A 23,363-nucleotide genomic window follows, 5' to 3' on the forward strand; every position below is an offset into this window, starting at 1 on the left:
ATTCTTACGGCCGGATGATCGAGGTCTCCGGTGGTAAGTTGCCGATAAACCACGAGAACCCCTCTTCGCCGCGAAAGTGAATGCTGCGAACAGGGGTTTTTTCATTGGGGCTAAATACTTTGACGCGAAACGCCTCGACGGGAACCGTAACGGCGCCCGGCCACCCCCATACAAAACGTCCATTGTTGTACCAGTCACCTACACCACGTTCGATGGTTTGCCAGCTACCGTCGACTTTTACTTCGACTGCCCAAGCGGTATTCGGTTGCGGTTGATTGGGGTAAGTGCCAGATAGAGCGATGAAGTTAATCTCAACGGGCTTGTTCCATTTTGCTTTCCATATCACTCCATTTTCTTCCGTCAAAACGCCCAGTTCGGCTCCCATGCCGACACCGACTTCGTGCCACTGAGACTTATGGGCAAACCGGTTCTGACCAGGTGCGAAAATCACGTCTTTCGGTTCACCTCGCTTGCCGGCGCTGAACTGAGAAACGTTTGTCGAGACTTGAGCTTGCATGAAAAGATTTTCAGCGGAACGTGGAAGGACGATGGATTGCGGGTCGACCGTTCCTGCCCCGGCGATTAGCGTTGCCGAGGTATCGTGAGGTGGCTTATTGAGTGACAAGTAGGCAAACAGATCGACAATTTCTTGAGGCTTCAGTTGTTTTTCGATCCCTTCAGGCATCAAGGATGTATCGGACGTTTTCATCAGGTCGACATCATCTCGAGCGATGGTCTCTGTCTTGCCTCCTTGCATCTTCAGGGAAACACGCGTTGGGCTATCTTCAATAAGAAGTCCTGAAAGGACTCGGCCTTCCACGGTTAGCACGGTAACCGCCTGATAGTCTTTTCCAATGACAAGGCTAGGATCGAACACGTTGGATAGAAGCTGCTCGAGATTTCCTCGCCCATTCACGGTGATTTCAGGACCGACATCTTCCCCTTTGCCGTATAGCTTGTGGCACTGTCCGCAAAGCTTCTGATAAACCTCAGTGCCACGATGAGGATCGCCTTCCTGCGATTTGATCAGGCGACGCATCTGTGCCACAACGAAAGTTCGAGAGGGATCGCGTCCGGTTTGAATAGTGCCGTAGATCTCTTCCAGTTTCGCCGCGACTTCATCGCTTGAAGACTCGCTGAGACGTTGAAGCTGATTGATTGACAGAACGTCCTTGGAGAGAGAATTCTGTTGAATTCTATCCAACAGCAACGCCGTCCATGCGGGGCGTTGCAAAAGAACCTCAATTGCTTTCGGGCGGTCTTGCGTCGCAAAGTCTTGGAGATGAGAGAGCAGCAAATGGGCGATCGTCGGAGAATCGGACTTGCCTAGTGTTTGGATGACTTTACCAACTTCGCCTGGGGGAAGGTCTGTTTCTGCGAAGTAGGAAGTCACTAATGGAATTGCCTTAGGGTGCCCTGAAGAAAGTAACGCATCGAGGGCGGCCACACGGCGATCACTCTGTTGGTCCTTTGACGAGAAAACCGATGGGACGATCCGCATTGCCGTGGAATCATTCCACGCAATCGCAAGATTCGCAGCATGATAATAGCCAGGATGCTTTGCTCCAGATGACATGATTCTCGCTAGGGCAGCATCTAGTTCTGTCCTAAGATCGTTGAGTCGATCGCCGGTAAGCTCTCGCGACTGAACCTGGTTGGCGATCCGCTCGAGACAGATGCCGAGCTGTTGCTCTTGTCCCGGTTGAGCTGCCAATATTTTGACCAGCGAGGCAACATGTTCGACCGGAAGTCCAGGCGTGCTAAGAATTCGTCCAGCAGCTCGTGGAAGTAACGCCAAAACCTCTGGGCTTTTCGACAAGGCACCATTGGACATGAGTGCAAGATATTGGGGTGTGTGACTTTCAAGCTCAGGGTGGAGATTCTGCCACACGATGTGTGGAATTAGCTTATCGTTCGGCGAACGCTCGAGCACGTGGAGCAGGGTTTCGATCGTCGGTAGGTAGTCTACTTGGGAAGCAAGAATGGCGACCTGAAGTCGTACGTCTGGGCTTTCATCTGCTGCGAGTTCTTGGATCAAAGATGCGATCTCAGCATGATTCGATGGTTGAATCCCCTGATATCGAACTGCCCAACTTCGTAGTTGTGGATTCTGGTGCTTGAGCAATCGGAGCGAAAATTCGTCGCTGAGTTGGCGACTGCCTATCAGCGCCCAGAGGGCATGCAGGCGAGTCTTCTGAGTAGCTGATTCATCAAGAACGACTTCTTCAAGCTTTGTGATAGAGTCAGGACTTGCTCGCTCGGAGAGTACGCGTTGAGCCTGATCGCGAAAGAAGCGATTAGTCGATGAGAGTCGCTCGATCAACTCATCGTCCGACTCTTGCGTCAGATTGAACGGCTCTGCGCGAGGCGTGTTTTCGTATCGAACCCGATACAATCGCCCTTTCAGTCGATCGACGTCTTGGGGGCGTGCTCTGGCGTCCTGATAACAATGATATCGGTCGTACCAGTCGAGGATGTATAGACACCCATCTGGCCCTGTCTTCTGGTCGACCGGCATATGCCAGACATCGTTTGCAGTTACAAAATCAGGACGTGGCTTCGCAAAGTAGGTCGAACCATCGCGCTGGAGTACGTCGACATTGATGCACCCTCCATGAATGTTGCCCATGTAAAGGCAATCGCGATATTCCTGGGGATAGGCATCACTATCGAAATACTCAATCCCGCAATAAGCAGCCATTTGGTGCTTATGATCGACAATCGATTCGATCTTCCAAGTATGCGGAGGATAGGGGCCGCCTTGGCGATGGTAGTAGCCACTTTCCGTCAAATGCCAAAGGTGATCGATGACACAAGCACTTACGAATGCCTGGCCGTTGGGATCGAAAGCGATTCCCCATGGATTGCTCGTTCCTTCGCAGAACAACTCAAACTCGTGAGTACGGGGATCGATCCGAAACATCGCGCACGTAAATACAAAGTCTTTGCCGTCGTGCTGCACATGGGAATGGTTGAACACGCCGTTGAGACCATAAAGAAATCCATCCGGTCCCCATGTCAGCGAATTCGGAAGCTCGTGCGTATCTGTACGACCGAATCCGGTGACAATTACCTCGGACTTGTCGGCTTTTAAATCACCATCGGTGTCTTGCAAGAAAAGAATATCTGGCGCGTTCGCGACCCAAACACCGCCATACCCAACAGCAATTCCGGACGGAATGTTGAGCCCTTCGGCGAAGACAGTCACCTTGTCAACTTGCCCGTCTTGATCCGTGTCTTCGAGGACCTTTATGCGGTCGCGGCCAGGGCCTGGTTCGAGACGTGGGTATTCAAAACTCTCTGTGACCCAGATTCGACCTTGCTCGTCGAATGTCATCGCGACAGGATTGACGATCTGTGGTTCAGATGCCACGGCTTCTACCGAAAACCCCGTCGGAACTGTCATTTTACGAATGGCTTCCTCAGGCGAGAGAGGCGGACCGGGAACTCCCTGTTGACGACGGGGAACGAAGTCGTCCCCTTGTTCCGCGGCGTGAATTGTTGGGAGCGAAATGATAACTAATAGAAACGGTAGGAAATGAACAAGCGATGAGGACATGAAAAGGCTCTGGCGCAGGGAGGGAGGCAGGCATGAAAACGGAAAAGTTCGCTGCCCAATTTAGAACCTAATGAAGAGCAAACCAACCAAAATCGGATGGCCTTGTGAAAAACATACGACTCGTGTCGAAAATGCTTAGATGTGTGATTGCGGTCAAGCCAGATAGGCGGCGGCGATGACTACCCCGAGAACCACCCAGATTCCAAGCTGTTGGTCGGACGGACCATAGAAAAGTGCAATCCCCAGGCCCAACAGTGTTAGTGTTGTTCCTATGAGGCTCGCGATCCGCCGGAACATTTGCACCGATAGTCGTTCCGATGCCGCTCGAGCTTGTTCCGAGCGAAGGGGAGCCCAGGTATCTGCTTCGAGAGTTTTTCGCTCGTCGGCTAACATCACTTTGGCAGTTCGCAGTGCTTCGGTTGCCTCTTGTTGACGTTTTTTGTCTTCGGTCGAAACAAATTCAATCGCCTGAAGTTCGTCAACTTTTTGTTGCAATGGCCGTAGCTCAGAAGCTTCGCGCTGCTCGAATTCCTGTTCTGAAATACTGCGTTCCGCGGCGAGACCATCGATTCGTGCTTGGTCAATCTGATCGCAACCGCGCGTGAAAATGACGCAAAGTAACCCGAGCAAGATACCCGACTTCGCAATCTGCATTAGCAGCGTCGTATCGAAGTCGGACTCGACATCTTCTCGTGGTGGTGGCTTCATGGGAGTAGGAGCCAACTGCGTCGAGGATGAAGAACCGCTCGAAAAGCTGGAATCACTAGAACGGCCGGAGCGAGCACGAAAAAGGCCTTCGACAGTTTTCGCAGGAACCCAGTCGGTGTAACCGGTACACCAGACCAGCGTGTCGGCTTTAATGACCCCTTCTTCGGCGAGTTGCCAAAACTTGGTCGCCGAGACCGGGCCGACATGCGCATCATCGACTGCGTAATACCACCGGAGTTCCGATTGTGTCGAACTAGAGGAAGACGAAGGCATGCAGGCCAATCCATTCCCACGACAAAGGCGAACGACAAGGTGTACGGGAACCTAACAGGTCATTTCGAGTCATAGCGGATACGTCCACTGCCACCACTCGATGGGGATAAAACCTGATAGATCTATGAGTTAGTGAATTTCAGAATCAGTTGCAAGGGAATTTTCCCCCGTTTAAACTTTTCACAAACGAGGTTCCCCGGCAAACTCGGCACCTCTATTCTATCTGACAGCGACCCTGCCTTCCATTGTCGCTACCTTGCACAGAGTCCTCCCCTTAACGAATCAAGGAATTGGTATGAATACTCGGTATTCGATGATCGCATTGCTCTTTTTCGGGCTCGCCGCTCCCAGCTGGGCTGCCGAAAATGAAACCGATTGGCCCCAGTGGCGTGGCCCGGAGCGAAACGGGAAGTCGGCCGCTACTGGTTTGATCTCGAATTGGGAAAAGCAACAGCCCAAGCTGCTATGGATGGAGGAAGGGCTCGGAAATGGCTATGCGAGTGTCTCGATCGTCGGAGATGACCTCTATACGACAGGAAATTTCGAGGATGGTCAGGCAGTCGTCTGTTTCGACCTGAATAATAAGAAGGTTGCCTGGAAGCAAAACCTGACATCCAAGGTGCCGAAGCATGGCTACACAGGCTCACGCTGCACGCCAACGGTTGACGGAGAAGACCTCTATGTGGTCATGTCCGAAGGGACGGTTGCTCGCTTGAATCGTAAGTCGGGTGAAATCGTCTGGAAGCGAAATCTGCAGGAAGAATATGGTGCTTCGCTACCGAGTTGGGGGTTCGCGGAATCTCCACTGATTGACGGCGAAAAACTCGTCTGCGGTTCCGGTTCTTCGAAGGCGCTGCTGGTTTGTTTGGATAAGAACACCGGCAAAGAAATCTGGGTAACGCCACGAGGTGATGCGGATCTCGGCGAAAAGGGAAAAGACGAAGCAGGCTATTCCTCAACTCTGGTCTGTAACGCGGCCGGAAAAAAACAGTACGTAAAATTGATCGGTCGTGGACTCATTGGTGTCGATGCGGAAACAGGCGAACTACTCTGGTCGTATAACCAAGTTGCCAATGGCGTCGCCAACATTCCTGATCCGATTATCGACGGCGATTACATTTTCGCTTCGACTGGGTACCAGACAGGCGCGGCGTTGGTTCACCTCAAAAACAATGGTGGCAAGATCGAAGCCGAAGAAGTCTATTTCCTCGATGCGAAGACGTTTCAAAATCATCATGGTGGGATGATCAAAGTTGGCGATTACATCTACGCGGGAACGAAGCACAACAGTGGGTTTCCAATCTGCGTGGAAATGAAAACGGGCGACGTGCAGTGGGGAGGCGACTTCCGGCCTGAAGGGAAAGGATCTGCTGCGATCCTTTATGCCGACGGAAACCTGATTTACCGTTACCAGTCGGGACTTTTGGCACTCGTTGAAGCCAATCCGGACGAATACGTTCTGAAGGGAACGCTGACGCCTGAATATCAGGAAAAGGAAAGCTGGGCACATCCAGTCATTGTCGACGGCAAACTTTACTTGCGAGAGCAGAACAAGCTGATGTGCTACGACCTGCGTCCATAAGCAGACGCAATGAATTGGCTCGACTTTCAGCCACCATCGTCAGATGGTGGCTGTTTTTATGTCAAAAACGACATCCGAGTAAAACTAGGGGAGTTGTGCGTCCACAAGTGCTATGATTAGATTGGAAAGTCTACCGAAAGCCAGTATTTTTCTTTTGCGCTAATCTTTACGTATCTAGCCAGCGAGTTTTCCTAGATGACTAGTAAGCCAGTTCAATTCTTCCTGAGTACTCTTGCGGTATTGTGTTGCCTCGTCGCAATCAGTTCAGCAAAGGAACCCAAGGCGACCGACCCGGCGCATTTTAAAGTCGCCGACGGCTTCAAAGTGGATCTGCTGTATTCGGTGCCGAAAGATCAGCAAGGGTCTTGGGTCAGTATGTGTATTGGCCCCGATGGCGACCTGATTGTCTGCGATCAGTATGGCAAGTTGTATCACGTTTCGGTTCCTGAAATTGGCAAGCAAGGTGACGTGAAAGTCACGCCCATCGATGTCGAAATCGGTGGAGCCCAAGGTTTGATTTGGGCATTCGATAGTCTTTACGTGGTCGTCAACAGCGGACAATTCCCCAGCGGACTGCATCGCGTAACCGATAGCGACGGAGATGGAAAGCTCGACAAAGTCACCGAATTGCGAAAGCTGCAAGGCGGAGGAGAGCATGGTCCTCATGCGGTGATGATTCACCCCGACGGCGAACACTTGGTGATTGTTTGTGGTAATCAAACCAACGTCACCGAGTTCGAATCGTCGCGTGTTCCGCAAGTCTGGGATGAAGACCTTTTGCTGCCGCGAATCTTCGGCCGCGGTTTTATGCGAGACAAGATGGCCCCAGGCGGGTACATCGCCAAGATCGATCCCGAAGGAAAAGAGTGGGAACTGATGTCGGTCGGGTTCCGCAATCAATACGACGCCGCTTTCAATCGCGACGGAGAACTGTTTACCTACGATGCCGATATGGAGTGGGATTTGAACACGCCTTGGTATCGTCCGACACGCATTTGCCATGTCGTGAGCGGTTCGGAGTTCGGGTGGCGAAATGGATCTGGCAAATGGCCAGAGTATTACGAAGATAGTACGCCTGCGGTTGTCGACATCGGCCCAGGCTCGCCGACAGGCGTTGCGTTTGGATATGGTGCTGACTTTCCCCAGAAGTATCAGGACGCACTTTTCGCGTGCGATTGGAGCTATGGAAAGCTATACGCCATTCATCTGGAAGAAGATGGGGCTTCTTACAAGGGGACACCAGAAGAGTTCATTACCGGGACACCACTGCCGTTGACTGACATCGTAATTCGTCCGAAAGACAAAGCGATGTATTTCACCGTAGGTGGTCGAAAAGTTCAGTCCGGACTTTATCGAGTGACCTATGTTGGCGACGGATCGGACACGGATGCAAATACCGATGTAGTTCAAAACGACTCGTTGAAATTGCGTCGATGTTTGGAAGAGTTGCACGTGTCGAAAGATCCTGCTGGTATTGACTTGGCGTTGGAAAACCTGGGAAGCGACGATCGATTCATTCGCCAGGCGGCACGCATCGCACTGGAGCATCAAGATGCAGCCAAGTGGCAGGATAAAGCACTTGCATTGAATGATACCAACGCGATCATCAGCACGGCTATTGCATTAGCCCGTGTCGGTGACGACTCGCTTCGACAGCCAATTCTCGACAAGCTGGATGCTGTGGACTACGCTTCTGCATCGCATGCTCAGAAATTAGGTCTGCTCCGCGCGTACGGCTTGGTGCTCATGAGAATGGGCAACGATGCCGACGTTCGTGATCGATATCTGGCAAAACTCGAGCCAATGCTTCCGGCAAAGAGCCCGGAAGAAAACCGAATGTTGGCTGAATTGTTGGTTCGACTTCAATCCCCTGTTGCCGCACCTCAATTGGTGGCCCTGCTGGAAGCGGCCCCAACGCAGGAACAGCAGATTGAACTTGCGAAGAGCCTTCGCCTGCTTAAAGCAGGTTGGACGGATGAATTGCAGGAACGCTATTTCCGTTGGTTTCACAAAGCCGCTAATTATCGAGGTGGTGCCAGTTTCGATCTATTCGTGCAGGACATCAAAAAAGAGGCGGTCGAAAACTTGACGCCAAAACGCAAGAAAGCACTCGCAGCGATTTTGGAATTCAAACCAGAATCGTCGGTGCCAACCTTTAGTGGGAAACCACGCACGCTGGTGAAGAAATGGACCGTCGATGATTTGGCAGCTGTTGTTGAGCCAGCTTCACTGAAGAATCGAAACTTCGACAAGGGGCGACAACTGTTTGCGGAAGCAAGTTGCTTCGCGTGTCACCGTTTCTCGCAACAAGGTGGTGCGATCGGCCCTGACCTAACCGGCCTCTCTGGACGCTTTAGCCCGCGTGATATCCTGGAATCGATCATCCTGCCCAGCAAGCAAGTCAGCGATCAGTATCAGGCCGTCAAAGTTCTCACCGACGACGGGAAAGTGGTCGTGGGACGAATTGTCAATTTGCATGGCGATGTCATTCATATCAACACGAACATGCTTGACCCCAACGCCATGACAAACGTAAACCAGAATCAGGTCGAGGAAATCGTCCCGTCAGAAACATCCATGATGCCTGACGGTCTACTAGACAACTTCACCGAAGAAGAGATCAAAGACCTGATGGCCTATTTGCTGTCTCGCGGCGATCGAAACAACGGAATGTTTGCGGAAAACTAGTTGGCGAATCCGCAGCTTTGATTGCTTAATAGGCAAAAAGAAAACCACGATGGAATCCATCGTGGTTTTTTTATTGAGTGCCGAAGAGAGGACTTGAACCTCCACGGGGTTAACCCCCACTAGGACCTGAACCTAGCGCGTCTGCCAATTCCGCCACTTCGGCATATGCTGTGAGCTGGAAACAACTATTTATCGCTGCGGATCGAGCTTTTTTCAAGGACCCATGACGCCAAATTCGGTTTCACCTCCGAGATTTTGGCCGAAAATCCGCTGCAATCGATAGCAGGCGAATGCTAAGGGGGACTTACCCTACTTTCAAATGAGACTGCCGGGCTGCAATATTCTGAACGATCGCTTTGATGAGAGCCACGATGTTGTCTTGGCCGTACAGCTTAGGATCCATGTGGAATAGCGAGTGCTCTAATACATGTTCCAAGTCGACACGCCGAAGGTCGCTGCGATTGAGATACCGCATGCTCCAGTCCGGAAAGATACGGTCGTCGTATTCGCCCAGGGTCACTTTGTTGATCACATCGTGCCGGGCATCTTTTTCGATGACCTCCATCAAGTCCAGAACCGCTTGGCGTTCTCCTTCCATGTATTGAAAGAACACCCCATGGTCGTAGCACAGATATCCGCTGATTCCTAACGATGAGTTCTTCGCTGAGGCATGACTTGCAAGGGCGTCTAAATCAAGTTCGGTCGAATCTACGGTACAGTAACTAGCGTACGCGAGCGCGAACACCGCATTTTCCTTTCTTGGTCTCGATGAATGAGGCATCGACGACAGGAGCTCCCCACTAGGCATCTTCTGGACAATCCATCCGAAATGCAATCTTATTCGCAAGTACCGATCCAAGGCCGAGAGCAATAGGCCTCAGGTACGTTTGGGGAGGAATAGCGCGACAGAAAGGAGGGCTGGGCGACTGAAAATAGGAACTATCCAGTCAAAGCAATTCGCCCTGCTCCATTGCTGGTAAACCCATTTTATGCACTGGAATCACTCCGGTAAAACTAGTTAACATAAAAGTTGATCGATTCCCTCGAAATCCCTTCCTGAAATCCCCTCCCTTTGATGTCTGCTATCACACCGCTGGCATCTCCCTTCCTACTCGTTCGAGTGAACTTTATGTTGCGTAAAAGAACCCACTGGGTGCTTCTGTTGGCGTCTGTATTGCTCGCGTTGGTACTGCGTGCGGTGATCTTCGCGCAAGGATTGCCAACTCAGTCATCCGATCCTCCCAAGCCTTTTGGCATTCAGGTTGTGGATGAACAATCCGGTCGCGGTGTCCCCTTAGTCGAGTTACGGACGACTAACGAAATCTCGCTGGTCACCGACAACGCTGGTTGGGTTGCGTTCGACGAACCGGGGTTGATGAACAAAAAGGTTTACTTCTCCATCCAGGGGCACGGGTACGAGTTTGCTGCGGATGGTTTCGGAAACCGTGGGCGCGCGGTCGACGTTCGGCCAGGCGAGACGGTTCAGCTCGAGATCAAGCGAACGAACATCGCGGAACGGCTATATCGCATCACTGGGCAAGGGCAGTTTGGTCACAGTACAAAGTTGGGCCTGCCAACGCCGTGGAAACATGCCAATATCAACGGCTTGGTGATGGGACAAGATTCGACCCAGGCCGTCGTGCTGGGAGATCGCATTCTCTGGACTTGGGGCGATACTGCCCGCCCCTCGTATCCGCTGGGTAACTTTGCCACATCGGGCGCGTGGTCAAAACTTCCAGAGCAGGGAGGTATGGACCCTGCGGTAGGTATCGATCAAGAGTACATCGTAGACGACCAAGGTTTCAGCAAAGCGATGTACGACAACGATGTGCCTGGCACGGTTATCTGGATGCATGGTTTCTTCACGCTACGCGATCCAAGTGGCAAGCAAAAAGCTCTCACGCACTTCTCGGTTCGCGAAGGACTCGGGAAAGAACATCGCGGCGGAATTGCGGTCTTCAATGAAGCGAAAGAACTCTTCGAGCCCGTTCGTGATTTCCCTGCGGATGCCAAACTCTATCCGCGCGGCCAATGCTTTCAGCACGAAGAGGGCGGGCAAGAGTACATCTATTTCGCCACGCCTTATCCAATGCTTCGCGTCCCGGCCACGTGGGAAGCAGTACTCGATCCGGCGCAGTACGAAGCTTGGACTTGCTTGGAACAGGGAGCATCCTACGACAAGCAGAATCCATCGTTAGCACGCGACGACGAGGGAAAGCTTGTTTATCAATGGCGGAAAGATACCGGGCTCGTCGGTGCAGAACAGCAGCGAGAGCTTGAGTCTGGTGGGCACATCAAACCAGGGGAAGGTTGGATTCAGACGAGTGATCGCGACCGCAACCGCAAGATCACGCTACATCGGGGGTCCGTGCGCTGGAACGACTACCTCGGTTGCTGGGTGATGATTGCTAACGAAATTTATGGCGAGCCTTCCAACTTGGGGGAAGTTTATTTTCTTACGTCGAAGTCGATCCCAGGGAAGTGGGAGCTGGCGAAGAAGATTGTCACGCACGACAAATACACCTTCTATAACCCCGTGCATCACGATTTTCTCGATCAGGCTGACGGTAAGCTGATCTACTTCGATGGAACCTACACAAAGCAATTCTCCGCCACCGAATCAGGTACCCCACGGTACGATTACAACACCATCATGTATCGACTCGATCTTTCGGATGAACGCCTTCGTCGGAACATCCAAAATTAGCGCTACAGCACGTTCAGGGGGGAGTGCTGCCCAGGTGCTTGAGTTTCTTTTCGGATTCATTGAGCCTTGTTATTCTCGGTTTTCCGCAATATTGGCCTAAGGCCAGGTTCTATCGCACAATATCCCTGAATTGTGTTTTTTTGTGCCCTTAGGCCCTATTCTTTTCGGGACATCTGAATACGATTTTCGTAACCCTCTAGTCCCCAATCACCTTATCATGCTGAGGAATTCCCCATGCGCACCCGTCTTCGATCGGGCTTTACGTTAGTTGAACTGCTCGTTGTTATTGCCATCATTGGCGTTCTGATTGCCTTGCTTTTGCCTGCCGTTCAACAAGCGCGTGAAGCTGCTCGCCGCATGCAGTGCAGCAACAATTTGAAGCAGCTTGGTTTGGCATTCCATAACTTTCACGACACTTTCAACAGTCTGCCGCCAGCCGCTTTGCGGAACGAGTATGCCAGCTTTTATCCGCTGATCATGCCGTACTTGGAACAGAAAAACGTCGTGGATCAACTCGATCTCGAGTTGCCGATGACCTCGGGCGCGAACAACACATTCATCAACTCAGACGCCGCGGCAGTCCCGATGCTGCTTTGTCCAAGTCGCCGAAGCGGTACGCAAATCTCAGAACTCGGTGCCGCGACCGATTATTGCATCACTGGCAATCGAGAAAGCACCAACGAATGCGATCGCTTGGATGCCGACAATGCTACGCCAGGGCTGCATTACAGTGCGCTCATCTTGGCAAAGGGGGGAACCGTCGATAGCAGCAGTCGTCTCACTGGATGGAAATCACAGACCAATTTTGCCAGCATCACCGATGGTTTGTCGAACACGACAATCCTGGGCGAAAAGTATGTTCCGACCAGCAGCCTCAACCGTCATGCAAACATCGGTGACGGCACCCTTTACTACTGGCATATCGAAGACTGGAAGACTTGGATGATCATTCGTAATTCCAAGTTTCCTCTCGTCCGTGGTCCCAATGTGACTTCCGGCGAATATCGTAAGAGCATGGGGAGCTACCACCCGGGAATCAGTCAATTTTTGATGGCCGATGGTAGTGTCTCGAACGTAGCTAACAACGTGAATCCTGAGTTTACATTGCTCATGGCCGACCGTCGTGACGGACGTGTGAATAACTACGACCAATAACGTTTTGTTTGATCGATTGTCCCATTTACCGCAGCGTTAATACCAACAGGTCGCTGCGGAGATTGTCACATCACGAAACGTTTAACACGTTCAGGAACTCACTCATGCGAAATCTTAAACTGTCTAGTTCTTTGTTGCTCGTTGCGGCTACTGCTCTATTTTTCGTGGGCTGCAGCGGAGGAAATGGCGCGACCGAAGTGGTCACAGGCACTGTGACTTACGAAGATGGAACTCCTGTTGCGGGAGGAACTATTGTGTTCGCGGACATGAACAAGAACTCAAGCTCGGTCGGTTATCTTCAGGAAGATGGTACTTACACGTTGGGGACGTTCGGCGAAACGGATGGCGCACCTCAAGGGAAGTATAAAGTCACGATCATCGGCAGCAGCGATTACGGACAATCGTCTCCGATTCGCTCAGACTACAGCAGCCAAGATCGTACGCCATTAACGGCCGAAGTGGTTGATGGCAAAAACGAAATCAACTTCCAGGTAGAAAAAGGACGCTAGAAACTAGTTAGCGTTTCGACGATTCCAGCGCAAAGCAGTGGATCGGATATCGAATCCACTGCTTCACTCCGGCAAGATATTGCCAGGCCGTTCATGGCGTAGCCGCGGGCGAAATTGTCCCATGTTGGCTCGCCAGCGATACGGCTCAGAAAGATCAATCTCGGCCACGACGACTGTGTCTCTCTTGGTGGCTCTCGTCAACAGCTCGCCAGCCAAGTTCCAAACTCCAGACTGCATCCAGTCGTCGTTGATATCGTAAGATGCGGTGACCATGTAGAACTGGTTTTCGATGCATCTTGCTTTGGCCAGGTTAGGGTCGCCTCCCATGATCGGCATGGCAACAATCTCCGCACCGTTGCCTGCGAGGCCTCGTGCGACCTCCGGCATGTGTACATCGAAGCAGATCATCATGCCAATCTTGCCGATCGGCGTATCAAACACAGGAAAAGTATCTCCCGCTGCGACACCTTTGCGGTACTCGTCCCGGGCGAGACAGACTTTGCGATATTTGCCGACGAGTTCACCGTTTGGGCTCACGAGAACTGCCGTATTGTAGATCTTGTAATCAGCCTTTTCGTGAATTGAGGTGACCAGGTACAGCTTGTACTTTTCGGCTAATTCGCCCAGTCGTTTCGTTGTAGGACCAGGAATCGGTTCGGCTATTTCATCAAACGGCGCGTCATTGCCGACAGTCGTCAGGACTTCGCCAAGGACAGCTAAGTCTGCGTTTTGAGATGCTGCCTCGGCAATGTGCGGTTCGCATTGGTCAATATTCTCTAACGCCGTCTTGCTGTTTCTCGGTCTGAAATTGATCGAAGCAAGACGAACTTTTCGGGGCTTAGGTGGATCGACTGGAATCAGGGACGCATCGCTCCAAACCACACGGCACTCTGGCGCCCAGCGAAGATGAAGTTTGACGACCGCTTTCGTCGCGGATTGGGGAGCTGGAAATGTGCCTTCGAATTGAGTCCATCCGGAAGCGTCAGGCTCCGCAGGGGCAGCGAAATAGGGCCGAGACTGATCGCCATTCTCGTAGCGGATCACGCGATTGTCTTTGTCAGTAAACCAAACCTCGGCATAGACTCGACGTCGCGGTTGCATCACCTGTTTCGTATTGGCTGCCGCCGTAAGCTTATAGAACTTTCCCCCATCGATCGGAAACTCCCGCATCCAAGCTCCATCCAAGGCGTCGCGGCGATCATGTTCGATCACGAAACCAGGCTTCCCTTCGCGACCGCCTGTTGGGGCGATGTCGAACGTCGGACGAATTTCATCACGCGGGCTGTACGGTTGCCAATGGACATCCTTCGAGTCGCTAGCGACAGCGTGAGTGATCGTGCCAAAGACAATCGCAAACAAACAAGCAATCGTTCGCATGGTATTAGCTCGGTGGGAAGGTTCAGGAAGGGAGTGATGTGACGAGACATCAGTGCCTAACCTAAGCTTTCCAAGATCGGAATGCAAGCATTTTAGAAAGGGTGATAGATCGGTTTCGCGTCTCGGATGCTCGTTCGCTTACCCTCCGACGTGTGGCGGTAGATCTTTCCGAACGACTGGAAGATCGTCACGACGAACAGCGAGAAGTAAATTCCAAGAGACGTGAAGAACCAGACGGTGGCATAGCTCAGCGAGTTTCCCTGCGAAATTGTATTCGCTGCGAAGTAGTCGAAGACCAATGCTCCGAGAACGAAACCCAAAAAGCCGGAAGTCAGCCAAAGCGGAATCTGAAAAATGGCCGACACCAGCACGGCCGCGAATTGGTCTTCCCATGGGAGCGGCAGATAGCGGCCTTGTCGTGCAATGAGACAGCCGGAATGAACCGCGCTGGGAATCAGCCAAAGTAAGAAGATTGCCAAGCCGATTGGAGGAACAATTACCGCAACGCACGAGCAAAGAACCAGCCCCACATAAAGGGCCGAGAAATAGCCTGCGATTCCAAACTTCACGTTGCGATGGGGTTGGGGCATGGCAGCGGCTGCGTGCGGCTTGCAAGCCAACACCTTGGAGGACGGCAAAAGAAGACTCTTTTACCGTACCAAGGAAGTGTTCATCCGGCAACGAAATGCAGACGAATCCTAGCCTGCGCGGCGGCTGGCGTCGGTCGCTCCATCTTTTTCGCTCGAAAGAACTCGAAGTTGCGGTCGGCTGACATCAACGCCACGGCCACGGCTTCGGGCTTGGATGAAGCCACGTTCGCTGTCGGCCAGGAAGTCGGCAAAGTGGACCGCCGGGCTTTGCGGAAACTCGCGGCGAACTCGCTCGAGGGCCTCGCGGTTGGTGAGGTTCGAGCGGAAGATGATTCGGTAGGCTCGTTTCAGATCGGAAAGTTGCTCGGCGGAAAAGCCGCTTCGCTTCAAGCCAATGATATTCAAGCCGACAACCAAACTGCTGCAACCGTCGACAGTTACATAAGGAGCGACGTCTTGAACGACGTGAGCCTGACCGCCGACCATCGCATTGCGACCGACGCGACAGAATTGATGCACAGCAACGGCACCACTAATGTAGGCCCGGTCTTCAATGATCGAGTGTCCACCGAGCATCACGTTGTTGGTAATGATCGTGTTGTTGCCGATGAATGTGTCGTGTCCAACGTGCGATTGGACCATCAGCAAGTTGTTGTCGCCAATAACTGTATTTTTGCCAGGGGCCAGGCCTCGGTGAACGGTAACGAACTCTCGGAAGACATTTCCCGTACCGATAATGACGTCCCCCAGTTCGCTGCCTGCTCGGAGGTGCTGAGGTGGTCCGCCGATGACGGCATGTTCGTGGACTTTGTTATTCGCACCCAGCGTGGTGCCTTGTTTGATCGAGGAAAAGGAATTCAGCTGGCACCCGTCCCCAAGCTTCGTATTTTCTTCAACGACGCAGAACGGCCCGATGGTGACGTCTTGGCCGATTTCCGCGGTGGGATGAACGATTGCGGAAGGGTGAATCTGAGTCACAGCAAATCCTTTTGCTGAAGGTCAAAGATGGGTATCGATGATAAAGTGCGCGGTTTCAGGGCCATCCTGGCCTCCTACTTCTGGCGCTTCAACATCCCTAGATACGCTTATCGGTAAAACCTGTCCACCCCGATCGATCGAAACCTCTTATTTGCGCAGGACTTCCCACGAACAGTTCGCTAGCATCGCTGGCAGCAGGGCGTGTCAAACTAGGCGGTCTTTCGTATAATTGAGCCGACGTTCCCAAACCCATTTTGCGTCTTTTACCAACGATTGCGAGACCATGTCCGATACGTCTGCCCTATATAGCGAAGGCGAAAAGCTGCGTGACGAAGGGAAATATGAGGAAGCCGTCGAGAAATTCAAAGCGGTCCTCGCCGAAAAGCCGGAACACGTCCTGGCCCACATGGCCTTGGCGGTCACCTATGGGAACTTGAACCAGTTCGACGATGCCTGCCACCATGGCGAAATGGTCTGCCAGCTGGAACCGAACGATCCGTTCAACTTCACCGCTTTGAGCGTGACCTACCAAAAGGCCTTCGAGGCGACCCGCGATCCGAAATATATCGAAAAAGCGGAACAAGCCAAGCATCACTCCGATGTCTCCCGCGGCGGCATGTAATTTCGGCCGTTAGCCGTCAATCTGAATTCCAGCGTCGTCGATGTGGTACGGGATAATCTCGTCGGTCGCGGCGCTGCCTCGGTGTTTGCTGATATACATCGCTCGGCGGATCTTGGTTCCGTCGAGGATCTTGCCCATGTAGATCACCGTGTTGGCTCCGCTGATCAAATCGCCTTCGTCTAAGTTGCGCGAGATTAAGTGCTCGAGCATCGCCTCTTTGGAAGTCTGCAGCATCATGCAGCCGATCGATTCGGTCGCGTAATTATGCTTCTCCGCGGCTTCGCTGTTTTTGCGAAACGCTTGGCGAAACAAGTCGCGTGCGACCCACATCGGATCTTTCCGCAAGATCTGATGATAGACATACTCGAACAGTTCAATCTGGATCGACTCGGCAGGAACGTCGACCGGTTCCAAGCCATCGATCACGACTCGGCGGCATCCCCGCGTGAAGTTGCCATAGAGGTAACCGATGGTCGTGGCCAGCTTCTCGTTAATCTGTTTTTGCCAATGGCCCAGTTCGTCCCAGTCCATCTCGCGGCGGGAGACGCGTTTGCCTTGGTAGTCGAACACATGCAGCATCTCGCCATGCGTTAAGTCCGACTCAAAGAAGTTATCGAGATCTGGCTGCTTGTGCGAGTCGGCCGCGATCGGCGTCCAGCCGCACATTCGCTCGGCATACTCGACATGGCTTTGCGAATCGCCGCGGGTGCTCATGTCGAAGAACACCCCTTTATGGCCTTCTGCCTCTTGTCCGGCGTGGGCGAAGTGAACGCCCATTTGCGTTTTGCCGATCCCTGTGGCACCGATAACCAGTGTCAGTGTGCCTGGAATGAGGCCACCACCGAGATGTTCGTCCAGTTGTGGGATTCCGGTCGTCTGTCGTGCTGCAGGCATGGTCGTTTAACAGAAAGCTAGAGGCAAAAGATGGCTACCGGCTTCTTTACCGGATAGCCATCGATCGTGACAGCTTTCTTGTAGATTGAAAAGATGGCTATCTCTTTACAGCAAGTCAGGTCTCACTTGCCAACGAACTCTTGCGATTTAGCCGAACTGCATTTCAACTCTACGGGCAATGCTCTACTTCGAGCCGATCAGGCCCTTGGCGTTGGTCTTCACGCGGCACAGATACATGTCAGCTGTCATGTAAAGTGTGCCATCAGGGCCGAATGCACAGTTGGCAGTACGTTGGCCGGTGCTGATGCGTCCGAGCAGTTTGCCTTCGGAATTGAAGACCAGCACGCCGCCAGGGCCCGTTGCCCAAACGTTGCCTTCGGTGTCGACCTTCAAACCGTCGCTACCGCCGGGGCGTTTGCCTTTCCACTTGCTGGCGTCGTAGAACATCTTGCTTTCGCCCAGCGTACCATCTTCCTTCACGGGGAACGCTTTCCAGTGGCACTCTTGCGAGTCAGCCACATACAGCGTCTTTTCATCTGGAGACAACGCAATCCCGTTCGGGCGAGGGCATTCCTTGGTCAGCAGAGTCAGCTTGCCATCTTGGGAAAGGCGATAAACACCGCAGTAATCGAGTTCCGCTTCTTTGCCGTTCAAACCGCCTGGCAGGCCGTACGGTGGGTCGGTGAAGTAAAGATCGCCATTGGAGTGATAGACCAAGTCATTTGGGCTATTAAGACGTTTCCCTTCGTAGTGCGAAACGAGCACTTTGCGTTCGCCGTCGACCATCTGGGTGATGTTGCGATCGCCATGGCAGCACATCGTCAGATGTCCTTCCGGTGAAATGGCCAAGCCGTTGGTGCCTGGCTCGCGGCCTTCAAACTTGGGCTTGCCGGTATAGCCAGCAGGCTGCATGAAGACGTCGGTCCCTTGGCCAGGCTTATGCTTCACGATGCGATTATTCGGAATATCGCTGAACAACAAAAAGCCTTTCGGCATCCAGACTGGACCTTCCGACCACTCGAAGCCATCGGCCAACACTTCGATCTTCGCATCTTCCGGGACCAGCTTGTCGAATGCGGGATCGAGGCGTTCAATTTCGCCGATCGTCTTGGTCGCTTCTTCTGCCGAAACAGGCATCGCGACAGCCAAAGCAGCCATAAGAGTTAGCGCTGCAGAAAAAACACGCATGGGGGGAAACTCCGTGAAAGGATGTGCATCTGGGTGAGGTAGGACTGGGTGTTTTATCCTACCGTCCGCAACACGCCGAAGCAATTCGCCACTTTCCGGCCGGAACCAATCTCAATCGGCCTCGTTGGATCGCTTTCGCTTTGGTGAAAGGACGTGCCGAGGCAGGTTTTGCTTGGTATGGATACATTCGTTAGGTATTATCTCATAAAACCTGTTCAACCGTCCAAGACTATTTGAGAACATGCGTTTTCCCCGGGAGTTACGCTCCCAGCGATTGCGCAAGTTATGCGTGTGAAATTGAACGCCGTTATTTTGGGGCCATCGTTTGTCTTGCCTACGCGCAGACTTGCGGTACCAATTACGGCGATTTCGCGCAGACTTTGATAACACTTCGCGCAAACTTATGCGCATTTGCTTATGCTTTTTCCGTGCACGACTCTCAACGACTGTCGCTCAAAATAAGGGAAGCGAAACGGGCCATGCGCGAAATCGAATCATCAAGTGGCTCCCCCGCTGTTGGTCGGTTAGACTGTCCCCATGGACGCATCGGATCATCCACACCACGATTACTACTCACCGTGGCCACACGGTGAACAACCCAACGAGCCCAAGCGTTGGCGATTCCGCTTCACGCTTTGGCAGATCGTTCTGTTGTTCGTATTGATAAGTCTTCTGCTTGGCTATCTTCGGACGACGCGCTGGGGATATGTGCTGGCAGAGAATGTCTCCAGGGCAGGGCGAAGCGTCGGACTTGTTCCGGCGAAAGACCCTAATAAGGTCTATATCTCGGCGACGTGCCCTCATCAAAATGATCGCTGGGAATGGAGCGTGGAAATTCCTCAGGACACTAAGTACCAGACGTGTATTTTGGCCAATCATATCCCTGTCACTGGTTTGCCGGTGTCGCTCAAATGGGATAGCAACGCGATTTCAGGCGGGACTTCCCGGAAAAACTATTTACTGGAAGTAACCTTTTCAGCCATGGAAGCTGACAGCGATTCGACACGTGTTCAGATGGGGAACTATCAAACCGAAAGTCCTGTGCCTACTTGGGTAGGTGGTATTCGCGGGACGCTGAGTGGAATCGGGTGGATTGGAGGTGATGTCGAGCAAAGCGGCATTACGCCAAAGGATGGCCAACAGGTATTCGATCCCGACGAACGAATTGTCTTGCTACGACAATGGCCGACCGATTCCCCACCGACCGACGATCCCAACGCCGAGCATGCGGAAGGACTCGTCATCTGGCTCGAACCGATTTCAAGCAACCCTTAGGGATTCGATGAATTCAGCGGAAAACGAAGACAAGTCGAGTAAGTTGCCGCCGTTTGATACGTCTCGGTTGCATTACCAATATTGGCGTTCCCGCTTTACGGTACGTTCACTCATGGTGGCCACGATGGCAATCGCTCTCGTTGTCTGGAACATCACGCTTATTCAACGGTTAAACGAAGTGGAAGCTCGTTTGAAGAGTTTGAAGCGATTTCAGGGGGTTCTTCATATCGAGGACCCCACGAAGTTTAACGTCGTGTCATTGCAGGAGTGGGATTGTGGCATGTGGCGATTCCGCGTCTACCTTCCTCCGGGACAACGATATCGTATTTGCTGTCAGGTCGATGACATTCCGGAGCATGGTTTTCCCGCACGTGCTATTTCTGCGGACGATAAACTAATTCCGCCAGGCGAAATCGAAGTGAGAATGACGATCGCATTGAATCGCTTCGGAAGGTATGAAACCGAGGTTGACTACCATTGGTACGACGGTCCAGCCGAAAAATGGGGGACGGCTTACAGTTCACGTGAGGCCAATTTTGATTGGTTGGACGGTTCGTTCATGCGTCACTATATCGCGCTCTATAAAGCCAAAGATGAGTATAGCTATTATTACTATCAAGCTGATCCAACAGTTGAGAGAGCTGTCTCTCCTAACAGTTACATCCAACCGGCAAATCAACCGTTGTGTCTCATACGACGACGTATCCAGGAAGTAACCGACCCTCAGCTTCGCTCAAAGCTGCAAACCCTTTCGTCGATATCGTCAGTCGATATGGAACCGTTGACGGAGGGGATTTTTCTGTGGATTGAGCCGGTATCCGCTCCTTCTAAGGTAAGCCGCAACTCTGATGGAACCTGAAGACACTTCTGAATTGGCTCCGGCGAAGGGGCGTTGGTTTCGCTTTTCGATCCCCACCGTCATTTTGCTTTCGGTGATTGTCTGCTTGATCATTTCGCATGTGCGGATGATGAATGAAGTGGCCCAGGCCGAGGCCGATTTGGCGGCGGCCGAAGCGGTGATTGAGGATCGGCGGCTGTTGTATAAGACCGACGACGGCAAGCTGCACGTCGTGGCGTTCTATTTTTTTGGGGAGGATCGCCAGTGGAATCTTGTGTTGCCGGTGAAGCCTTCTTATCGGCTGTGCGTGAAGATGAACGATGTGCCAGTGGAAGGAATTCCGGACGATCCGACGCTGGTGTCTCAACTGGAGCCAGGCACCCGGTGGTTTTCGATGAGCCTGCAGCACATCCCGAAAGGGGATTGGTATGTGATTGTGACGAATCGTTGGGAAAGTGCCAATTCCTCGGGCGTCCGTTCTGTGGGGGAAAGTATTCCTGAAGATTCGATGTGGTGGAATCAGTTTAACAAACGCTACGTGAAAACACCGCTGGCCCATTACACCACGCGCGACCAAGCCGATGGTCCCCGCTTTAATATGAAGAACAGTGCCGATTTTTTCCTGGAACCGAAAAGCTTTGACCCTGGCGAAACCATTGTTTTGGTGCGCAATCGTGTTATGAAGTACAACGATCAATTCGAATTCGCCAACCCGGATGCTCCGACTGAAGGAGTGATGGTGTGGCTGGAACCGGTGCCGGATCCTGATTCCAAGGAGTAATCCCATGGCCGATGGTGTGGACGAAATGGATTGCAACGCATTAGATCCAGCGTCCAAGCGAACGTGGAGAGTCCGCTTTTCGATTCTCTCGATGCTTTTGATCACCGCGATTGTGGCGATTTCGGTCTCGCACTGGCAAACCTCGCACCAGCTATGGCAAGAGCGGCACGAGCATCGCGTGATCGACGCGGCGCTGGGGATACCAACGGTGACACAGCCGGAGAAACTGACGGTGATGTCGGTGCCGATGATGGCGGAAGATTCGTGGGAATGGCATTTGGTCATTCCGCCTAAGCAGCGTTACGAAGTGTTCGGGCTGTTTCAAAACATTCCCAGCGAGGGCATGCCTGCCAATGGCGAGCGGCTGGGCGTGCTTGAGCCTGGATCGATGCGGCTGAATGTTTCTGCCGTAAGACGTCAACACGGGGGAGTTATCAGGGTGGCCAGCCAACGCATCGACCCACCTGGCGATCCGCCGATCGAAGTTGCGAAAGTTATGAAAGAAGATGACTTTCGCTGGATCCACAGTTACATGGGAGAATATGGGTGGGCATACACCGGCACCGATCACGATCCCAAAAACGAACGCTGGTTCATGACGTCGAATGAGGGAGTGACAGCGCTAAAGGGAGCTCGGCAAGTGACGTTCGGTGTGGATGAAATTGTCCTGCTTCGCCGGGCGCGGTCGTATCGAATGAAGAACTCTACGGATATGGTTCCACCTACGATCAGTGGCGGGTTCATGCTTTGGCTCGAACCGATTCCGGAGCCCAAGGAGGCAGATCATGCAAGCGAGTAATGAACCATCTTCGAAATCGACCGGTTTCCGATTTTCGATTCTCACCATCTTGCTGGTCACCGCGATCGTGGCGCTTTCGATCTTCGCCTATCAATCGCGGCAAGAGCTCGCGGATGCCCAGATAGAGATGGCTCATCTGCGGCAGGATAATCATCTGCTTACGGTCGTCGATCCTGATCGCATTTACGCGCGGCCGATCCCTGGTTCGCTTGATTCGGTCCGGCAATGGCGGGTCTATTTGCCGGAAGGGGCAACGTATCAGTTGCAGTACGATTGGAACAGCATTCCACCGAAGCCAAGTTTGGGCGAGACGGTGTTTCGCCGCAAGATGCGGATGGAGTCTGGCACGTACATCGTTACGCAGGCCTTCTTACACGATCCGTCTGACGAACTTTATCCCTGGAAGCTGCACCTGGCGTTTGCTTCGCGCAGCATCCGCGACGAGGCGCAGTTCGGCTTTCAGAAGGAAGATGTTCCGTGGCTGGTGGTGCCCTATAAGCAAGGGCAAGAGTTTTACGAACTGCCAGCGAGTGCGACGAAAGCGAAAGGGCGGACGGTCGAGTATCGGATGGTCAATCTATCGCAAGCCATCTCTTGGATCGGCGATCTGGCCCAGAAAGACTTTGCCCAGGACGAGCCGGTAGAGTTGTTGCGGCAGGAAGTCGTGGACCCAAAGCATCGCCCCAATGGAAAGCCAGACGATTACTTACCGCTGGATGTCTTTCGACTTTGGATCGAAGCCGACAATGCTTCGGCCGCGGCGAACCCGCTTCTGACGGGGCCTCAATCTGACGCTTCGGCGTTGTAGCGATTGTAGGGGTGCTATCACTCCCTGGAATT

Annotated in this window: 19 protein-coding genes and 1 tRNA gene; 11 read left to right on the top strand and 9 right to left on the bottom strand. The window is 52.7% G+C overall.

What is annotated here, in order from left to right:
• Positions 1 to 4: 4 nt before the first annotated feature.
• Positions 5 to 3,559 carry a PVC-type heme-binding CxxCH protein gene (locus LA756_RS23710; RefSeq protein WP_224437204.1) on the bottom strand — a complete coding sequence of 1,185 codons (3,555 nt, stop codon included), beginning with the start codon at positions 3,557 to 3,559 and terminating at the stop codon, positions 5 to 7.
• 153 nt (positions 3,560 to 3,712) lie between these two features.
• Positions 3,713 to 4,540, bottom strand: a complete 828-nt coding sequence (locus LA756_RS23715) for a DUF4339 domain-containing protein (protein WP_224437205.1) — start codon at positions 4,538 to 4,540, stop codon at positions 3,713 to 3,715.
• Positions 4,541 to 4,835: 295 nt separating this feature from the next.
• On the opposite strand from LA756_RS23715, the gene LA756_RS23720 reads away from it, so the two are divergent.
• Both LA756_RS23720 and LA756_RS23725 read left to right on the top strand, forming a co-directional pair.
• A complete protein-coding gene (locus LA756_RS23720) occupies positions 4,836 to 6,122 on the top strand; it encodes a PQQ-binding-like beta-propeller repeat protein (RefSeq protein WP_224437206.1) in 1,287 nt (428 codons plus the stop codon).
• Positions 6,123 to 6,317: 195 nt separating this feature from the next.
• On the top strand, positions 6,318 to 8,810 hold the full coding sequence (locus LA756_RS23725) for a c-type cytochrome (RefSeq protein ID WP_224437207.1): 2,493 nt from the start codon (positions 6,318 to 6,320) through the stop codon (positions 8,808 to 8,810).
• A gap of 78 nt (positions 8,811 to 8,888) precedes the next feature.
• Here the strand turns inward: LA756_RS23725 and LA756_RS23730 are convergent.
• Positions 8,889 to 8,973: transfer RNA gene (locus tag LA756_RS23730), tRNA-Leu, on the bottom strand.
• 141 nt (positions 8,974 to 9,114) lie between these two features.
• Positions 9,115 to 9,555, bottom strand: coding sequence for a BLUF domain-containing protein (locus LA756_RS23735; protein ID WP_224437208.1), 441 nt, complete (start codon positions 9,553 to 9,555; stop codon positions 9,115 to 9,117).
• 384 nt (positions 9,556 to 9,939) lie between these two features.
• Between LA756_RS23735 and LA756_RS23740 the strand changes: the two genes are divergently transcribed.
• From LA756_RS23740 to LA756_RS23750, 3 genes are all read left to right on the top strand, one after another.
• The gene (locus LA756_RS23740; RefSeq protein WP_224437209.1) at positions 9,940 to 11,517 is read left to right on the top strand and encodes a hypothetical protein; all 1,578 of its coding nucleotides are present in this window, start codon (positions 9,940 to 9,942) and stop codon (positions 11,515 to 11,517) included.
• Positions 11,518 to 11,751: 234 nt separating this feature from the next.
• Positions 11,752 to 12,672 carry a DUF1559 domain-containing protein gene (locus tag LA756_RS23745; protein WP_224437210.1) on the top strand — a complete coding sequence of 307 codons (921 nt, stop codon included), beginning with the start codon at positions 11,752 to 11,754 and terminating at the stop codon, positions 12,670 to 12,672.
• A 104-nt stretch (positions 12,673 to 12,776) separates the two neighbouring features.
• Positions 12,777 to 13,181, top strand: coding sequence for a carboxypeptidase-like regulatory domain-containing protein (locus tag LA756_RS23750; protein ID WP_224437211.1), 405 nt, complete (start codon positions 12,777 to 12,779; stop codon positions 13,179 to 13,181).
• A gap of 63 nt (positions 13,182 to 13,244) precedes the next feature.
• On the opposite strand, the gene LA756_RS23755 is transcribed toward LA756_RS23750, so the two are convergent.
• The 3 genes from LA756_RS23755 to lpxA form a co-directional block, all read right to left on the bottom strand.
• On the bottom strand, positions 13,245 to 14,558 hold the full coding sequence (locus LA756_RS23755; protein ID WP_224437212.1) for a carbon-nitrogen hydrolase family protein: 1,314 nt from the start codon (positions 14,556 to 14,558) through the stop codon (positions 13,245 to 13,247).
• Between the two features lie 92 nt (positions 14,559 to 14,650).
• A complete protein-coding gene (locus LA756_RS23760; protein ID WP_224437213.1) occupies positions 14,651 to 15,196 on the bottom strand; it encodes a hypothetical protein in 546 nt (181 codons plus the stop codon).
• 60 nt (positions 15,197 to 15,256) lie between these two features.
• Positions 15,257 to 16,126, bottom strand: a complete 870-nt coding sequence (gene lpxA / locus LA756_RS23765; RefSeq protein ID WP_224437214.1) for an acyl-ACP--UDP-N-acetylglucosamine O-acyltransferase — start codon at positions 16,124 to 16,126, stop codon at positions 15,257 to 15,259.
• Positions 16,127 to 16,409: 283 nt separating this feature from the next.
• Between lpxA and LA756_RS23770 the strand changes: the two genes are divergently transcribed.
• Entirely contained in the window at positions 16,410 to 16,748 is a 339-nt protein-coding gene (locus tag LA756_RS23770; RefSeq protein WP_224437215.1) for a tetratricopeptide repeat protein, read from the top strand.
• A gap of 9 nt (positions 16,749 to 16,757) precedes the next feature.
• Here LA756_RS23770 and LA756_RS23775 read toward each other — a convergent pair whose 3' ends face one another.
• Positions 16,758 to 17,642, bottom strand: coding sequence for an ATPase domain-containing protein (locus tag LA756_RS23775; protein ID WP_224437216.1), 885 nt, complete (start codon positions 17,640 to 17,642; stop codon positions 16,758 to 16,760).
• 183 nt (positions 17,643 to 17,825) lie between these two features.
• Positions 17,826 to 18,830 (bottom strand): SMP-30/gluconolactonase/LRE family protein, encoded by a 1,005-nt coding sequence (locus LA756_RS23780; RefSeq protein WP_224437217.1) that lies wholly within the window; start codon positions 18,828 to 18,830, stop codon positions 17,826 to 17,828.
• 537 nt (positions 18,831 to 19,367) lie between these two features.
• On the opposite strand from LA756_RS23780, the gene LA756_RS23785 reads away from it, so the two are divergent.
• From LA756_RS23785 to LA756_RS23805, 5 genes are read left to right on the top strand one after another with little or no spacing between them, the layout of a single operon-like run.
• A complete protein-coding gene (locus LA756_RS23785; protein WP_224437218.1) occupies positions 19,368 to 20,105 on the top strand; it encodes a hypothetical protein in 738 nt (245 codons plus the stop codon).
• 7 nt (positions 20,106 to 20,112) lie between these two features.
• Entirely contained in the window at positions 20,113 to 20,964 is an 852-nt protein-coding gene (locus LA756_RS23790) for a hypothetical protein (protein ID WP_224437219.1), read from the top strand.
• Positions 20,954 to 21,724: a hypothetical protein gene (locus LA756_RS23795; protein ID WP_224437220.1), complete on the top strand. Its 771-nt coding sequence runs from the start codon at positions 20,954 to 20,956 to the stop codon at positions 21,722 to 21,724. The genes LA756_RS23790 and LA756_RS23795 overlap by 11 nt, the downstream gene beginning before the upstream one ends.
• Before the next feature lie 4 nt (positions 21,725 to 21,728).
• Positions 21,729 to 22,523: a hypothetical protein gene (locus LA756_RS23800; RefSeq protein WP_224437221.1), complete on the top strand. Its 795-nt coding sequence runs from the start codon at positions 21,729 to 21,731 to the stop codon at positions 22,521 to 22,523.
• Positions 22,510 to 23,331, top strand: coding sequence for a hypothetical protein (locus LA756_RS23805; RefSeq protein WP_224437222.1), 822 nt, complete (start codon positions 22,510 to 22,512; stop codon positions 23,329 to 23,331). The genes LA756_RS23800 and LA756_RS23805 overlap by 14 nt, the downstream gene beginning before the upstream one ends.
• The last annotated feature ends 32 nt before the right edge of the window (positions 23,332 to 23,363 follow it).

The organism is Bremerella sp. TYQ1 (assembly GCF_020150455.1).
In the GTDB taxonomy this organism is placed as follows: Bacteria; Planctomycetota; Planctomycetia; order Pirellulales; family Pirellulaceae; genus Bremerella; species Bremerella volcania_A.

Coding starts and splice junctions, on each gene's coding strand:
- LA756_RS23710 (WP_224437204.1), bottom strand. CDS start 3,559: ATGTCCTCATCGCTTGTTCATTTCCTACCGTTTCTATTAGTTATCATT.
- LA756_RS23715 (WP_224437205.1), bottom strand. CDS start 4,540: ATGCCTTCGTCTTCCTCTAGTTCGACACAATCGGAACTCCGGTGGTAT.
- LA756_RS23720 (WP_224437206.1), top strand. CDS start 4,836: ATGAATACTCGGTATTCGATGATCGCATTGCTCTTTTTCGGGCTCGCC.
- LA756_RS23725 (WP_224437207.1), top strand. CDS start 6,318: ATGACTAGTAAGCCAGTTCAATTCTTCCTGAGTACTCTTGCGGTATTG.
- LA756_RS23740 (WP_224437209.1), top strand. CDS start 9,940: ATGTTGCGTAAAAGAACCCACTGGGTGCTTCTGTTGGCGTCTGTATTG.
- LA756_RS23745 (WP_224437210.1), top strand. CDS start 11,752: ATGCGCACCCGTCTTCGATCGGGCTTTACGTTAGTTGAACTGCTCGTT.
- LA756_RS23750 (WP_224437211.1), top strand. CDS start 12,777: ATGCGAAATCTTAAACTGTCTAGTTCTTTGTTGCTCGTTGCGGCTACT.
- LA756_RS23755 (WP_224437212.1), bottom strand. CDS start 14,558: ATGCGAACGATTGCTTGTTTGTTTGCGATTGTCTTTGGCACGATCACT.
- LA756_RS23770 (WP_224437215.1), top strand. CDS start 16,410: ATGTCCGATACGTCTGCCCTATATAGCGAAGGCGAAAAGCTGCGTGAC.
- LA756_RS23775 (WP_224437216.1), bottom strand. CDS start 17,642: ATGCCTGCAGCACGACAGACGACCGGAATCCCACAACTGGACGAACAT.
- LA756_RS23780 (WP_224437217.1), bottom strand. CDS start 18,830: ATGCGTGTTTTTTCTGCAGCGCTAACTCTTATGGCTGCTTTGGCTGTC.
- LA756_RS23785 (WP_224437218.1), top strand. CDS start 19,368: ATGGACGCATCGGATCATCCACACCACGATTACTACTCACCGTGGCCA.
- LA756_RS23790 (WP_224437219.1), top strand. CDS start 20,113: ATGAATTCAGCGGAAAACGAAGACAAGTCGAGTAAGTTGCCGCCGTTT.
- LA756_RS23795 (WP_224437220.1), top strand. CDS start 20,954: ATGGAACCTGAAGACACTTCTGAATTGGCTCCGGCGAAGGGGCGTTGG.
- LA756_RS23800 (WP_224437221.1), top strand. CDS start 21,729: ATGGCCGATGGTGTGGACGAAATGGATTGCAACGCATTAGATCCAGCG.
- LA756_RS23805 (WP_224437222.1), top strand. CDS start 22,510: ATGCAAGCGAGTAATGAACCATCTTCGAAATCGACCGGTTTCCGATTT.